Origin of the sequence: Hassallia byssoidea VB512170, from assembly GCF_000817785.2 — a bacterium.
Taxonomy (GTDB): domain Bacteria; phylum Cyanobacteriota; class Cyanobacteriia; order Cyanobacteriales; family Nostocaceae; genus Hassallia; species Hassallia carrinoi.
In genome coordinates, this window is the sequence record NZ_JTCM02000011.1 from 20,723 (window position 1) to 32,941 (window position 12,219).

The 12,219-nt window shown below is 44.7% G+C and carries 24 protein-coding genes; 1 reads left to right on the forward strand and 23 read right to left on the reverse strand.

From position 1 onward, the window contains the following. Positions 1 to 43: 43 nt before the first annotated feature. Positions 44 to 394 (reverse strand): 50S ribosomal protein L17, encoded by a 351-nt coding sequence (rplQ, locus tag PI95_RS07850; protein ID WP_039754625.1) that lies wholly within the window; start codon positions 392 to 394, stop codon positions 44 to 46. Positions 395 to 408: 14 nt separating this feature from the next. Here rplQ and PI95_RS07855 point away from each other — a divergent pair, with 14 nt between their 5' ends. Then, positions 409 to 570 carry a hypothetical protein gene (locus PI95_RS07855; protein WP_163518705.1) on the forward strand — a complete coding sequence of 54 codons (162 nt, stop codon included), beginning with the start codon at positions 409 to 411 and terminating at the stop codon, positions 568 to 570. A gap of 22 nt (positions 571 to 592) precedes the next feature. Here the strand turns inward: PI95_RS07855 and PI95_RS07860 are convergent, their stop codons facing one another. From PI95_RS07860 to rplV, 22 genes are all read right to left on the reverse strand, one after another. Next, positions 593 to 1,540, reverse strand: coding sequence for a DNA-directed RNA polymerase subunit alpha (locus PI95_RS07860; protein WP_039754626.1), 948 nt, complete (start codon positions 1,538 to 1,540; stop codon positions 593 to 595). A 187-nt stretch (positions 1,541 to 1,727) separates the two neighbouring features. Continuing rightward, on the reverse strand, positions 1,728 to 2,123 hold the full coding sequence (gene rpsK / locus PI95_RS07865; protein ID WP_029635481.1) for a 30S ribosomal protein S11: 396 nt from the start codon (positions 2,121 to 2,123) through the stop codon (positions 1,728 to 1,730). Positions 2,124 to 2,174: 51 nt separating this feature from the next. Then, complete coding sequence (rpsM, locus tag PI95_RS07870; RefSeq protein ID WP_039754627.1) at positions 2,175 to 2,555, reverse strand: 30S ribosomal protein S13; 381 nt, start codon at positions 2,553 to 2,555, stop codon at positions 2,175 to 2,177. Positions 2,556 to 2,660: 105 nt separating this feature from the next. After that, on the reverse strand, positions 2,661 to 2,774 hold the full coding sequence (gene rpmJ / locus PI95_RS07875) for a 50S ribosomal protein L36 (RefSeq protein ID WP_015129703.1): 114 nt from the start codon (positions 2,772 to 2,774) through the stop codon (positions 2,661 to 2,663). Positions 2,775 to 2,823: 49 nt separating this feature from the next. Further along, the gene (locus PI95_RS07880) at positions 2,824 to 3,039 is read right to left on the reverse strand and encodes a hypothetical protein (RefSeq protein WP_201280346.1); all 216 of its coding nucleotides are present in this window, start codon (positions 3,037 to 3,039) and stop codon (positions 2,824 to 2,826) included. Between the two features lie 147 nt (positions 3,040 to 3,186). Beyond that, complete coding sequence (gene infA / locus PI95_RS07885) at positions 3,187 to 3,411, reverse strand: translation initiation factor IF-1 (RefSeq protein WP_006276978.1); 225 nt, start codon at positions 3,409 to 3,411, stop codon at positions 3,187 to 3,189. A 129-nt stretch (positions 3,412 to 3,540) separates the two neighbouring features. Further along, positions 3,541 to 3,678, reverse strand: a complete 138-nt coding sequence (locus PI95_RS07890; RefSeq protein WP_163518706.1) for a hypothetical protein — start codon at positions 3,676 to 3,678, stop codon at positions 3,541 to 3,543. Between the two features lie 19 nt (positions 3,679 to 3,697). Then, on the reverse strand, positions 3,698 to 4,255 hold the full coding sequence (locus PI95_RS07895; RefSeq protein ID WP_039754628.1) for an adenylate kinase: 558 nt from the start codon (positions 4,253 to 4,255) through the stop codon (positions 3,698 to 3,700). After that, positions 4,255 to 5,568, reverse strand: coding sequence for a preprotein translocase subunit SecY (secY, locus tag PI95_RS07900; RefSeq protein ID WP_039754631.1), 1,314 nt, complete (start codon positions 5,566 to 5,568; stop codon positions 4,255 to 4,257). The genes PI95_RS07895 and secY overlap by 1 nt, the downstream gene beginning before the upstream one ends. Before the next feature lie 158 nt (positions 5,569 to 5,726). Then, the gene (rplO, locus tag PI95_RS07905; RefSeq protein WP_039754632.1) at positions 5,727 to 6,170 is read right to left on the reverse strand and encodes a 50S ribosomal protein L15; all 444 of its coding nucleotides are present in this window, start codon (positions 6,168 to 6,170) and stop codon (positions 5,727 to 5,729) included. A gap of 108 nt (positions 6,171 to 6,278) precedes the next feature. Beyond that, positions 6,279 to 6,806, reverse strand: coding sequence for a 30S ribosomal protein S5 (gene rpsE / locus PI95_RS07910; protein ID WP_039754634.1), 528 nt, complete (start codon positions 6,804 to 6,806; stop codon positions 6,279 to 6,281). A gap of 136 nt (positions 6,807 to 6,942) precedes the next feature. Further along, on the reverse strand, positions 6,943 to 7,305 hold the full coding sequence (gene rplR, locus PI95_RS07915) for a 50S ribosomal protein L18 (protein ID WP_039754635.1): 363 nt from the start codon (positions 7,303 to 7,305) through the stop codon (positions 6,943 to 6,945). A gap of 2 nt (positions 7,306 to 7,307) precedes the next feature. Continuing rightward, positions 7,308 to 7,853 (reverse strand): 50S ribosomal protein L6, encoded by a 546-nt coding sequence (gene rplF / locus PI95_RS07920; protein WP_039754636.1) that lies wholly within the window; start codon positions 7,851 to 7,853, stop codon positions 7,308 to 7,310. Positions 7,854 to 8,004: 151 nt separating this feature from the next. After that, a complete protein-coding gene (gene rpsH, locus PI95_RS07925) occupies positions 8,005 to 8,406 on the reverse strand; it encodes a 30S ribosomal protein S8 (protein WP_029635500.1) in 402 nt (133 codons plus the stop codon). 22 nt (positions 8,407 to 8,428) lie between these two features. After that, the gene (gene rplE / locus PI95_RS07930) at positions 8,429 to 8,977 is read right to left on the reverse strand and encodes a 50S ribosomal protein L5 (protein WP_039754638.1); all 549 of its coding nucleotides are present in this window, start codon (positions 8,975 to 8,977) and stop codon (positions 8,429 to 8,431) included. A gap of 108 nt (positions 8,978 to 9,085) precedes the next feature. Beyond that, entirely contained in the window at positions 9,086 to 9,436 is a 351-nt protein-coding gene (rplX, locus tag PI95_RS07935) for a 50S ribosomal protein L24 (protein WP_039754640.1), read from the reverse strand. Then, positions 9,436 to 9,810: a 50S ribosomal protein L14 gene (gene rplN / locus PI95_RS07940; RefSeq protein WP_039754642.1), complete on the reverse strand. Its 375-nt coding sequence runs from the start codon at positions 9,808 to 9,810 to the stop codon at positions 9,436 to 9,438. Before rplN ends, rplX begins: the two co-directional genes overlap by 1 nt. 43 nt (positions 9,811 to 9,853) lie before the next feature. Further along, positions 9,854 to 10,105 (reverse strand): 30S ribosomal protein S17, encoded by a 252-nt coding sequence (gene rpsQ / locus PI95_RS07945; RefSeq protein ID WP_029635505.1) that lies wholly within the window; start codon positions 10,103 to 10,105, stop codon positions 9,854 to 9,856. A gap of 12 nt (positions 10,106 to 10,117) precedes the next feature. After that, positions 10,118 to 10,339: a 50S ribosomal protein L29 gene (gene rpmC / locus PI95_RS07950; protein WP_039754643.1), complete on the reverse strand. Its 222-nt coding sequence runs from the start codon at positions 10,337 to 10,339 to the stop codon at positions 10,118 to 10,120. 3 nt (positions 10,340 to 10,342) lie between these two features. Further along, on the reverse strand, positions 10,343 to 10,768 hold the full coding sequence (gene rplP, locus PI95_RS07955) for a 50S ribosomal protein L16 (protein ID WP_039754644.1): 426 nt from the start codon (positions 10,766 to 10,768) through the stop codon (positions 10,343 to 10,345). A 106-nt stretch (positions 10,769 to 10,874) separates the two neighbouring features. After that, positions 10,875 to 11,630, reverse strand: coding sequence for a 30S ribosomal protein S3 (gene rpsC, locus PI95_RS07960; protein WP_039754646.1), 756 nt, complete (start codon positions 11,628 to 11,630; stop codon positions 10,875 to 10,877). A 156-nt stretch (positions 11,631 to 11,786) separates the two neighbouring features. Then, complete coding sequence (gene rplV, locus PI95_RS07965) at positions 11,787 to 12,143, reverse strand: 50S ribosomal protein L22 (protein ID WP_039754647.1); 357 nt, start codon at positions 12,141 to 12,143, stop codon at positions 11,787 to 11,789. Positions 12,144 to 12,219 lie beyond the last annotated feature (76 nt).

Consider the following 12,219-nt stretch of genomic DNA (forward strand, 5'->3'; position numbering starts at 1 on the left):
CATTTGTTCAAGATTCGTAAACTTATGACCAATGACTAATGACTCAGACTAATTCAATTATTGCCATTTGTGCATTGTCACCCCGACGCGGGACGGTATGCAGAATGCGGGTGTAACCACCTTGACGATTACCATATCTAGTGGGGGCTTGCTCAAACAACGCATGAACTAGTTGTTTGTCGAACATATAGCCAAGGGCTTGACGACGTGCTGTCAGCGAACCATCTTTAGCTAGGGTAATCATTTTATCTACTTCGCTTCGCAAAACTTTAGCGCGAATTAAAGTGGTGGTGATCCGACCATGACGAATCAGCTCGGTGGTGAGCGATCGCAATAAAGCCCGACGCTGATCGGCTGGCTTACTAAGTTTTTTAACGCGACAACGGTGACGCATAATTTTTTTGTTAGTTGTTAGTTGTTAGTTGGGGAATTGTTAGTTGGGGAATTGTTAGTGAGCCAGTGCAACAAGAGCGGCTAGAAGCGACAGACAAAGCACAGCCTTTGAGGAGCGAAGGGTTGTTAGTTGGGGAATTGTTAGTTGTTAATCAGCCAATAACTAATAACTACTAACTACTAACTACGCTCCAACCAACTATGCGTGTTTTGAGCCTCTTTCCTGCGGCAGAGTAATGCCTAAGCGTCGTTGCAAAGCTTCTACTACTTCTTCTGCCGACTTCTGACCGAAGTTTTTGATTTCTAAGAGGTCTTCTTGGGTAAAATCCAACAAGTCTGCTACAGAGTTTACTTGTGCTCGTTTGAGACAGTTATAAGCTCGTACAGAAAGCTGCAATTCTTCAATCGGAATCTGAGCGGTTGGGTCTTCTGAAATCTCAGCGCCTGTATCTACTGGATCGAGGGAGATATCTTTCAAAGGATTGAATAAATCTACCAAGATACCAGCAGCAGAGGAAAGTGCTTCTTGAGGTGAGATACTGCCATTTGTCCAAACTTCCAACAATAGTCGGTCTTTTGGTGTGGAGTTATCTCCACGGAAGTCTTCAACACTATAATTAACTTTCCGCACTGGCATAAACACGGAGTCGATTTGGAGAAAGTCTAAAGATGTAGCTTCCTCACGTCCTCGCTCTACGGTGCGATATCCTTTGCCTTTCTCGATGCGGAATTCCATTTCCAGCTTTGCTCCCTCGGCAATGGTCGCTACATACTGGGTTTGGTCGATGACTTCTACTTCACTAGGCAAATCAAAATGTGCCGCAGTGATTGTTGCTGGACCTGTCACAAGTAACCGACCAATCTGGGGTTGAGAAGAATAGTTTTTTAGGATAACTTCCTTCATTCTCATGAGGATTTCCAGTACGTCTTCTCGCACACCCGGAACTGTGGCAAACTCGTGTGAAACGCCTGCAATCCGCACTGCGGTAACTGCTGTACCCTCTAGATTAGATAGTAAAACTCTTCTCAGGGCGTTGCCTACTGTTGTTCCCTGACCGCGCTCTAGTGGTTCTAAGACAAATTTACTGTAATGGTTCCGACTTTCCTCAGTATTGGATTCTACACATTCAATTTGAAACTGCGCCACGGAGTAGCCTCCCTTCTTTTAAGGTGCACACAACGCCAGGCAAATCAATTGCCTCGCCTTTATTTACTTAATGCTTTGGAGCTTCTAGCAAGCTTTTTCAAAGCTTACCTGCCAATGTTGGTATTTGAAGTTTTACTCATAGCTTGTGGACGATGCAGCTAAAACGCGATCGCCCAACTGGTAATGTCTAAACTCGACGGCGCTTAGGCGGACGGCAACCATTGTGAGGAATTGGGGTAATATCCCGAATCAGTGTAATTTCCAATCCGGCTCCTTGCAGTGCCCGGATAGCGGTTTCTCTACCCGCTCCTGGACCTGAAACCATTACCTCTATTTGGCGCATTCCAGAGTCCATCGCTCGGCGTGCTGCACTTTCTGCGGCGGTTTGGGCTGCGAAGGGAGTTCCCTTTTTTGCTCCTTTAAAACCGCTAGAACCAGCACTTGCCCAAGAAATCACATCTCCGTTTTGATCGGTAATGGTGACAATGCTATTGTTGAAAGTAGACTGGATATATGCCATTCCGTTAGGAACGTTGCGTTTTTGCTTTTTGCTGCCACTTTTTTTAGTTGGTTGTCGCGCCATAATCTCGGTGTAGTTGAATAATGGTAATAATTGTTGTCAGACAAAAGAAATTTATTTGCCGGGAGCTTTCTTCTTACCTGCCACTGTCTGCCGTCTGCCTCGACGAGTTCTGGCGTTGGTACGAGTTCTCTGTCCTCTGACTGGCAAGCCCATGCGATGACGACGACCTCTGTAGGTGCCAATATCAATCAGACGCTTGATGTTCAGTGCCTCTAAACGCCGCAAGTCACCTTCTACTTGATAGTCGCTCTCGATGATTCCCCGTAGCGCTGCTACATCCGCATCACTTAAGTCTTTTACACGAATGTCTGGATTTACACCAGTACTAGTTAAGATTTCTTGCGATCTAGATAATCCAATTCCGTAGATATAAGTTAGACCAATTTCTACGCGTTTGTCGCGTGGTAGGTCTACTCCGGCAATACGTGCCATTTGTTGCTTTCTCCCTATTGTTCTGGCGTTTGAATGCTGTTAGTATCTTTTGATGGTGATTTTTCTCGCCTCACCTGATTAACGTCATTGCTAGCAGTATCGATGCTATCCCTGACGTTGCTTGTGCTTGGGATTAACACAAATCACCATCACGCGCCCGCGACGTTTGATCACGTTACACTTTTCACAAATCTTCTTGACTGAAGCTCTGACTTTCATGCCGTTCTTAATTGACTCCAAATAGTGAATTATAGCATTTTTCGGGAATTTAGTCAGTTAAATTTTTGGTAAACACCAAATCTAGTTGTTTATGGTAAAATTCTCTACATATACTTACTTCTTTGAACTGTCGATAAGTGATTCTGCCTTTTTTCTGGTCGTTATTATCTAACTTCACTTTGACGCGATCGCCAACTAAAATTTTGATATAGTGACGATGCCGGGGGAGGTAAGCCAAGATATTAGACGCATTGTCTCTTTTCAAGGGTGGAACTTGTGAGATTTGACAGTCGAGCCATTCTCTAGTTCAACAAAACCGCCTATGGTAAGACTTCGGTAATAGTACCTTCAATTTAAATCGCATCTTCCTTAGGCTATAATATTTACCTCAAGTTAAAAGTTTTACCATTACCTACTTTTTCCGCAGTCGATAAGTGATTCTACCCTTAGTTAGGTCGTAGGGAGTTAACTCGACTTTGACGCGATCGCCAGGTAAAATCTTGATATAGTTCCGGCGAATCTTACCAGAAATATGAGCCAGAACATTAAAGCCATTGTCCAGGTCAACGCGAAACATCGCATTTGGTAGGGACTCTGTGACAGTGCCTTCCATTTCAATCAAATCTTGTTTAGACAATTTATTTTTTCCTCAATTCAACAGTCTCCTCCGACAGTTGCAGTAATTACATCTGCAAGAGAACACAAAGGAGCGATTATATCAACAGTTTCTTAATATATTTTAGCGAAATTTTCAATTCATCCTGCCCTAAGGGGGAGTGGGGGAGTGGGGAGATGGGGAGATGGGGGGATGGGGGGAAAGAAGAATTATTCTCCAAGGAGTCCCCTTGTCTCCAAGGAGTCCCCTTGTCTCCAAGGAGTCCCCCTTGTCCTCCTTGTCCTCCAAGGAGTCCCCATGAGTGAAACTAAAAAGCGATTACCTTCTTGAGTTCATTAGTGACTTCTTCTTGGGATTGATTACCATTGACGATGACGAGTTGTTGCTTCGCTCCGTAATAATCAATCAAAGGTGCAGTTTCATTGCGATAAACATCTAAGCGACGACGAATCACTTCTTCAGTATCATCTTTTCGTCCGCGTTCGAGTAAACGTGCTACCACCACATCATCTGGTACATCCAGATTGACCACCTTTTCACCGTTAGGAACGTGCATTTTTTGCAGCAATTCTTGCAAAAAAACTGCTTGCGTTACTTTGCGCGGAAAGCCATCTAAAATCCATCCTGACTTAGTATCCGGTTGGTTGAGGCGCTCCTGCACTAGCTCTTCCACTAGCTGGTCGGGAACCAACTCGCCGCTATCAACGTAATTTTGAGCTTTGATTCCTAAAAGGGTTTGCTCTTTCATTGCTTGACGCAAAATATCACCCGTGGAAATATGGGGAATATTGCACTCGTAAGCTAAGTTTTGAGCTTGAGTTCCCTTACCAGCTCCAGGCGGTCCCAAGAAGATTAATCGCGTCACTATTGTTTCACCATTCCTTCATAGCGCTGAGAGATGACGTAAGTTTGGACTTGTTTTGCTGTGTCAATCGCCACACCAACCAGAATTAGCAACGAAGTTGCGCCAAGTCCTTTAAAAGTTGGCACACCTAAAGAGCTTTCGACAGCAGTGGGAATAATCGCAACCAAGCCCAAAAAGATAGCACCTAAAAAAGTTAGTCGATTCGTCACGCGCTCAATATACTCGCTCGTTGTTTTACCCGGACGAACGCCAGGAATGCTAGAACCCATTTTTTTCAAGTTCTGCGCCACATCTACTGGGTTAAGAATCAACGAAGAGTAGAAGTAGCTGAAGAAAACAATAGAAACGAGGTAAATCAGCGAGTATGCCCAAGGCGCAGAACCACCCGGACTCAAATAAGTGTTAACAATATTAATCAAGTCCGGATTTTTGCTAAAATTCGCGAGCAAAAGTGGCAAACTCAAGATGGCAGCCGCAAAAATAATCGGCATGACACCGCCTTGATTTAGCCGCAGGGGTAGATAACTACGTTGCTCTGCCAAAACACGCCGACCAACTTGACGACGAGCGGAAATAATTGGGATGCGCCGCGTTCCTTCTTGAACAAAGACAATCCCAACAATCGTTACCAAGAACACTAAGACTAGTACAATTACACGCCCGACTATTTCCCGACCGCCGACTTGTACCAAGTCGATGGTATCGCCCAAAGATTTTGGTAGTGAGGCGACAATGTTGACAAAAATCAACAAAGATGCTCCATTACCAATGCCTCGCTCGGTGATTAGTTCTGATGCCCACATAACGAACATAGAACCAGCCGTGAGAGCGATCGCTGTTTCTGCTACAAAAACCGGACCCGGATTCACGGCAAATTGCTGTAAGAAAAATGCCGAAAAAGCGACACTTTGAACAATCGCCCAACCTAAAGATACATAGCGTGTAATTTGGGAAATTTTTCGCCGTCCAGCTTCGCCTTCATTTTTCTGTAAATTTTCTAAAGCTGGAATCGCAGTCGTGAGCAATTGGATAATAATGGAAGCGTTAATGTAAGGCAAGATGCCCAAGGCAAAGACTCCCAAAGTAGAAAGTCCGCGTCCTGAGAATATGTCTAACAAGCCGAATATAGCGCTGTTATTTTGGATAGCTTGACCAAACAACTCTCGATTAATTCCTGGCACGGGCAAAAAGATGCCTAGGCGAATCAAAATTAAAATACCGACGGTGACAAGCAGCCGACCTCTTAGCCCAGCTGCTTGCGCCATCTGCATAAAAGTTTCTTGAGCCGTTGGGGCTTTGTCTCGACTAATCATAAAGGGCTACCTTTGAAGTATGAAGTATGAAGTGTGAAGTGTGAAGTACGATCGTCAGAAGTATAAAATGTGAAGTATATATTTTTCATCCTTCATCCTTCATCCTTCTCCTACGGAGACGCTTCTCTACGAGAGGCACGCGGCTACGCGAACATCATTCATATAACTTCACAACTCCCACCAGCTGCCTCAATTTTGCTTCGAGCTTGGCTTGTGAAAGCTGCTGCTTTGACATTTAGCGCAACGCTCAACTCCCCATTGCCCAAAATTTTCAATGGTGCTTTGGCACTAGTAATAATACCTGATGCCTTTAAAGATTCCAAAGTAACTTCTGTATTGGCAGGAAGGGAGGCTAGTTTCTCTACATTAATCGTAGTGTAATTTTTACGATTAATAATTGGAAAGCCCTTTAACTTAGGGATACGGCGGTACAACGGCTGTTGACCACCTTCAAATCCAGGTCGGGTGCTGCTACCAGAGCGAGATTTTTGACCCCGCATACCTAAACCAGCACTGGCACCTTGACCAGCAGAAATACCCCGACCTACACGCTTACCGCGTTTTTTCGAGCCTTTTTGAGGACGAACATCATTTAGTCTCATAATTGCAACGCTGTTAGTTGTTAGTTGTTAGTTGGAGCGTTGTTAATTGTTAGTCATTGGTTGAGTGTTGAGTTTCCTACTAACCACTAACTAAGAACAAATAACTACTTAGATATAGAGATTCTCAATGGGAACGCCTCTATCTTCGGCAACTTCAGCGAAGGTACGCAGAGTAGATAAGGCATTAACTGCGGCTCTAGCATTATTGAGTGGATTGTTGGAGCCAAGTTGTTTGGCTAAAATGTTGCGAACTCCGGCTAACTCCAATACGGTACGGACAGCACCACCGGCAATTACCCCGGTTCCTGGAGATGCTGGTCGCATTATTACTTTTGCGCCACCACCGGTGCCATCAATAGGATGGGGAATCGAGTTGGATTTGGTCATGGGGATTTCGATCAGATGCTTTTTGCCGTCGGCTACGCCTTTTTTAACGGCACCAATTACATCTGAAGCTTTACCTACTCCCACGCCAACTTGACCGCGTTCGTTACCAACGACAACGATCGCTCGGAAGCTGAGTTTTTTACCTCCCTTAACGACTTTGCTGACGCGTCGGATCTGAATCACCCGTTCTTGCCAAGTTGTCTCTTCTTTTTTAGCGCGTTTTGTTTTGTTTTTACGCTCGGTTGCCATAATTAATGCTATGTAGGTTGTTGGTTGTTAGTTGGAGCGTTGTTAATTGGAGCGTTGTTAATTGGAGCGTTGTTAAAAGTTGGTTGCTCTACTATCGACTAACCACTAACTACTATCCACTAACTAATTACTAATCTTAGAAATTTAAGCCGGCTTCTCGTGCGGCATCAGCTAAGGCTTTGATGCGACCGTGATATAAATTACCACCGCGATCAAAAACTACTTGAGTTATGCCTTTTTCGAGCGATCGCGCTGCAATCAACTTGCCAACTTGCACACTAGCTTCTCGGTTCGCTCCTGTAGCCAAATTAGATTTCAAATCTGGTTCTACACTCGAAGCCGCCACAATGGTGTGATGCTTGGTATCATCAATTACCTGAGCGTAAATATGCTCGTTCGAGCGAAATACAGCTAAACGGGGACGTTCTTCAGAACCGCTTACTTTTCCACGGACGCGTCGATGGCGACGCTGTTTAGATTCTTTGCGAGTAAGTTTCATTTTTACTTCTTACCTTTACCAGTCTTACCAGCTTTACGTCTGACCACTTCACCGGCGTAGCGAATACCTTTACCTTTATAAGGTTCTGGTCGGCGAACTTCGCGAATTTTTGCTGCGGTGTTGCCTACTATTTCTTTGTCATACCCGCTAACGATGACGTTAGTGGTACCTTCAACTGCAAACTGAATTCCCTCTGGTGGGGCAATTTGCACTTGATGGCTATAACCCATATTCAAGATGAGGTTACGACCTTGAACTTGTGCTCTATAACCTACCCCTTGAATTTCTAACCGACGTTGAAAACCTGTGGAAACTCCTTCTACCATGTTGGCAACTAAAGTACGGCATAAGCCGTGTAGCTGCCTAGATGTGCGGGAATCATCGCGCCGATTTACTTGTAATATTTCCCCTTCTTGAGAGACAATCACATTAGTCGGCAGGTCGCGAGAAAGTTCACCTTTTGGACCTTTGACTACAACTAAAGTCCCATCAATTGTTATTTGTACTTTAGCGGGGACTGTAATTGGACGTTTACCAATTCGAGACATAAATTTTTATCCTTTGTTATTTGTTAGTTGTTGGTTGTTAGTTGTTAGTTGTTAGTTGTTAGTTGTTAGTTGTTTTATGAACTACGCTCCTACTATCTACTAACCACTATCTACTAACCACTATCTACGCTCCTACTAACCACTAACTTTCTTACCAAACATAGCAAAGCACTTCACCACCCAAGTTTTGACGTCGCGCTTCGCGATCGGTCATGATGCCACTGGATGTAGAAATAATGGCAATGCCAATACCGCCTAATACCCGTGGTAATTCTTTTTTGTTAGAGTAAACCCGCAAGCCTGGTTTGCTTACCCGCTTTAAGGCAGTGATTAAAGGCTGGCGATTTTTACCCTTGTATTTCAGTGCAATCACCAAGTTACGCTTTACTCCATCTTCTGCTTCTTCGTATTCGGAAATAAAGCCTTCTTCACGAAGCACTTTGGCAATACTACGGGTTGTTTTTGTCGCTGGCACTAGTGTTGTTTGATGCCTCGCCATAGTAGCATTGCGGATGCGCGTCAGCATATCTGCAATTGTGTCGTTAGCCGCCATCGTTCCCTCGTATAACAGTTACTTATTGATCGCGAAAGGGCATTCCCATTTCTTTGAGTAACGCGCGTCCCTCTTCGTCATTTTTTGCGCTGGTGATGATGGAAATATCCATACCACGTACTTGATCGATGCTATCGTACTCGACTTCTGGAAAAATTAACTGTTCTCTTACGCCGAGAGTGTAATTTCCCCGACCATCAAAGCTTTTGGGACTAATGCCGCGAAAGTCTCTAATTCTAGGCAAAGAAAGGCTGATTAGTCGGTCAATAAAGGCGTACATTCGTTCGCCTCTAAGTGTCACCATGATCCCAACAGGCATTCCTTGGCGAATTTTGAAGCCAGCGATCGCCTTTTTCGCCCGTGTGACTACCGGTTTTTGACCTGTGATCACCGCAATTTCGCTTAACGAGGCTTCTAAGGCTTTAGCGTTGGAAGCTGCCTCCCCCAATCCCCGGTTCACGGTGATTTTTAGCAACTTGGGTACCTGATGAACGTTGGTGTATTGAAACTGATTCATCAGTTTGGGGACGATTGTCTCTTGGTATAAATTTTTGAGTCTTGTTGTCGCCATAATTTTTTTCCTGTTTATCCCTGGTCTTTGTCAGGGAAGAAGTTATGAGTTTTGAGTTTTGAGTTATGAGTTAAAGTCAATTTCTAACTCTTAACTCCTCACTCCTAACTATTTATCAAGTATCTCGCCGGTTTTCTTTAACATCCGTACCTTCTTCCCTTCTTGGGTTGTGGTGTAGCAGATGCGACTAGCAACGTTTTGCTTGGTTGAATAAAGCATTACGTTGGAACTATGAATTGGGAATTCTTGGGTGACGATGCGTCCCGATTCACCTTCGCCTTGGGGTTTGACGTGCTTAGTTTTAATGTTGACGCCTTTAACAACGACTTGGCTAACTTGGGGAAGTGCTTTGACTATTTCACCAACTTTGCCTTTGTCTTTGCCGGCAATCACTTGCACGGTGTCACCAGTTTTGACGTGCATTTTATGAAAAACTTTAGGTTTCGGCTGTTTTGACATTACAGCACCTCCGGAGCCAAAGAAACGATTTTGGTAAAGTTTTTCTCGCGCAATTCCCGTGCCACTGGTCCGAAAACCCGCGTACCTCTTGGATTACCATCTTTGTTGATGATTACTGCGGCGTTGTCGTCAAAGCGGATACTCATACCGCTATCACGGTTCATGGCTTTGCGGGTGCGGACAATAACCGCTTCCACGACATCAGATTTTTTTACTGCCATATTAGGAATGGCATCTTTAACAACGGCGATAATTTTATCGCCTACGCCGCCATAACGACGGTTTCCTCCGCCTCCGCCTAAAACGCGGATGCACATTAATTTGCGGGCGCCGCTATTATCTGCGACATTGAGGTAGGTCTGGGGTTGAATCACAATTTTTCTTCCTTGTGGCGTTGGCGCGTTTTCGCTCTAACTATTACGTTGTAGCTTTAGTGTTGAGAATTTCTGTGACTTGCCAGCGCTTGGTTTTACTCAAAGGTCGAGTTTCCTGAATGCGAACGCGATCGCCCACTTTGCATTTGTTTTCTTCGTCGTGGACTTTATAGCGCTGGGTATTCACTACAATTTTGCCGTACTTGGGGTGAGGAGCGCGGTTTTCAATGGCGACTACCACCGTTTTCTGCATTTTGTCGCTCACTACCAAACCAACTCGTTCTTTGACTGCCATAATCTCCTACTTTTATTCTTTAACCAATTCAGTTGCTTTTTGTTTGCGCTCTGTCTCTACTGTCAGCAACTGGGCTAAACGGTGTCGAGCATGTTTGAATTGATGGGGTTTTTCTAATTGTCTGGTTGCTTTTTGCAAGCGCAATTGAAATAGTTGCTTTTTCACAGCAAGAATTTCATCAGACAGTTTTTCGTCACTTAATTCTCTTGCTTCTGAAATCTTAGGCAGAGGCATGACTTACTCCTGCGGCTCCGATTCGGAGCGTGAAATGAACTTAGTTTTAATTGGTAACTTAAAAGCTGCCAAGCGCATGGCTTCGCGAGCGATTTCTTCACTAACGCCAGCAATTTCAAATAAAATCCGTCCTGGCTTGACTACTGCTACCCAAAACTCAGGCGAACCTTTACCGGAACCCATCCGGGTTTCTGCGGGACGCATGGTTACAGGTTTGTCTGGGAAAATACGAATCCAGATTTTACCACCCCGGCGGATATAACGAGTCATTGCTCGACGCGAAGCCTCTATTTGCCGGGAGGTGATCCAAGCTGGTTCTTGTGCTTGGAGCGCAAAATCGCCAAAATTCAGGCTGCTACCACGGGTAGCTACACCGCTCATCCGTCCGCGTTGTTGTTTGCGGAATTTAGTTCTTCTAGGACTTAACATGATTTGCTAATTGGGCAATGGTCAATGGTCAAGAGTCAATGGTCAAGAGTCAATGGTCAAAAAATCTTGGACTGTGGACTTTTGACTATAGACTTTTGACTATGGACTATCCTTCATTTGAACGATCTTCAAATTGTTGGCGACGGCGTTGTTGTTGACGACGACGAGGTTCGCGATCGCGTGTTGTTGGTTGTGCTGGAGCTTCTTCCTGTCCGGGAATGATTTCTCCCTTGAACACCCACACTTTGATACCGAGAATGCCGTAAATGGTTTTTGCGGTGCAGTAAGAGTAGTCAATATCAGCCCGTAAGGTATGTAGAGGTACTCTACCTTCACGAGTCCACTCTGTCCGGGCAATTTCTGCACCGTTGAGCCGACCGCCAACTTGAACTTTAATGCCTTGCACACCAGCGCGTTGAGCGCGTTGGATGGCTTGACGCACTACCCGACGGAAGGAAACGCGGCGTTCCAATTGTTGAGCGATGTATTCCGCAATTAAATAAGCATCGGCATCAACTCGTTGTACTTCAACTACGTTAATGCGAATTTGGCGATTGCCGCCTAACAAATCTTGAAGTCCGGTACGCAATGCTTCGATACCTTGTCCACCTCGACCTACAACTACACCCGGTCGAGCCGTGCGTACTTCTAAGTCGATTTGGTCTGCTTTGCGCTCAATTCGCACTTCCGAAATACCGGCGTTGTTTTGAGCGTATCTACCCAGCTTTTGTTCTATGTAGTTGCGGAGTTTGTAGTCTTCTTGAAGAAGTTCTGGATAACGGTCAGGAACGGCAAACCAACGTGATTGGTGTTCTTGAGTAATACCCAGTCGAAAACCGACTGGATGAATCTTTTGTCCCACAAATAGTTCCTCTAAAATTTCTGACTGTACGCAATTTTTTTACTGAGAGAAGCTTATACCATTTTGGATTTTAGATTTGAGATTTGGGATTGTGAAATGGTGATTTTATCTTTGTTTCAACAATCCATCTTCAAGATTCTATTTTCGCTCTTGGTATTATTCAGCCGCACCAGTCGCAACTGCTACTGTGATGTGACATGTCGGCTTGCGAATTTGGTAAGCTCGACCTTGCGCTCTTGGTTGGAACCGTTTTAGGACTGGACCTTGATCGGCGTATGCTTGAGTAATCACCAATTGAGCGCGATCTAGCCCAGCGTTATGCTCGGCATTAGCGGCAGCGCTTCTAATCAGCTTTAATACTGGTTCGCAGGCACGATAGGGCATGAATTCCAGGATAATCAGCGCTTCTCGATAGGATCTGCCGCGAATTTGATCGAGTACGCGACGCACTTTAAAGGGAGACATGCGTACAAAACGGGCGATCGCTTTTACTTCTTTAGTATCAGTTGCCATAAGTTTCTCCTTTTTGGTTATTAGTTGGTAGTTAATTGGAGCGTTGTTAAAAGTTGGTTGTTATTAGGAGCGTTGT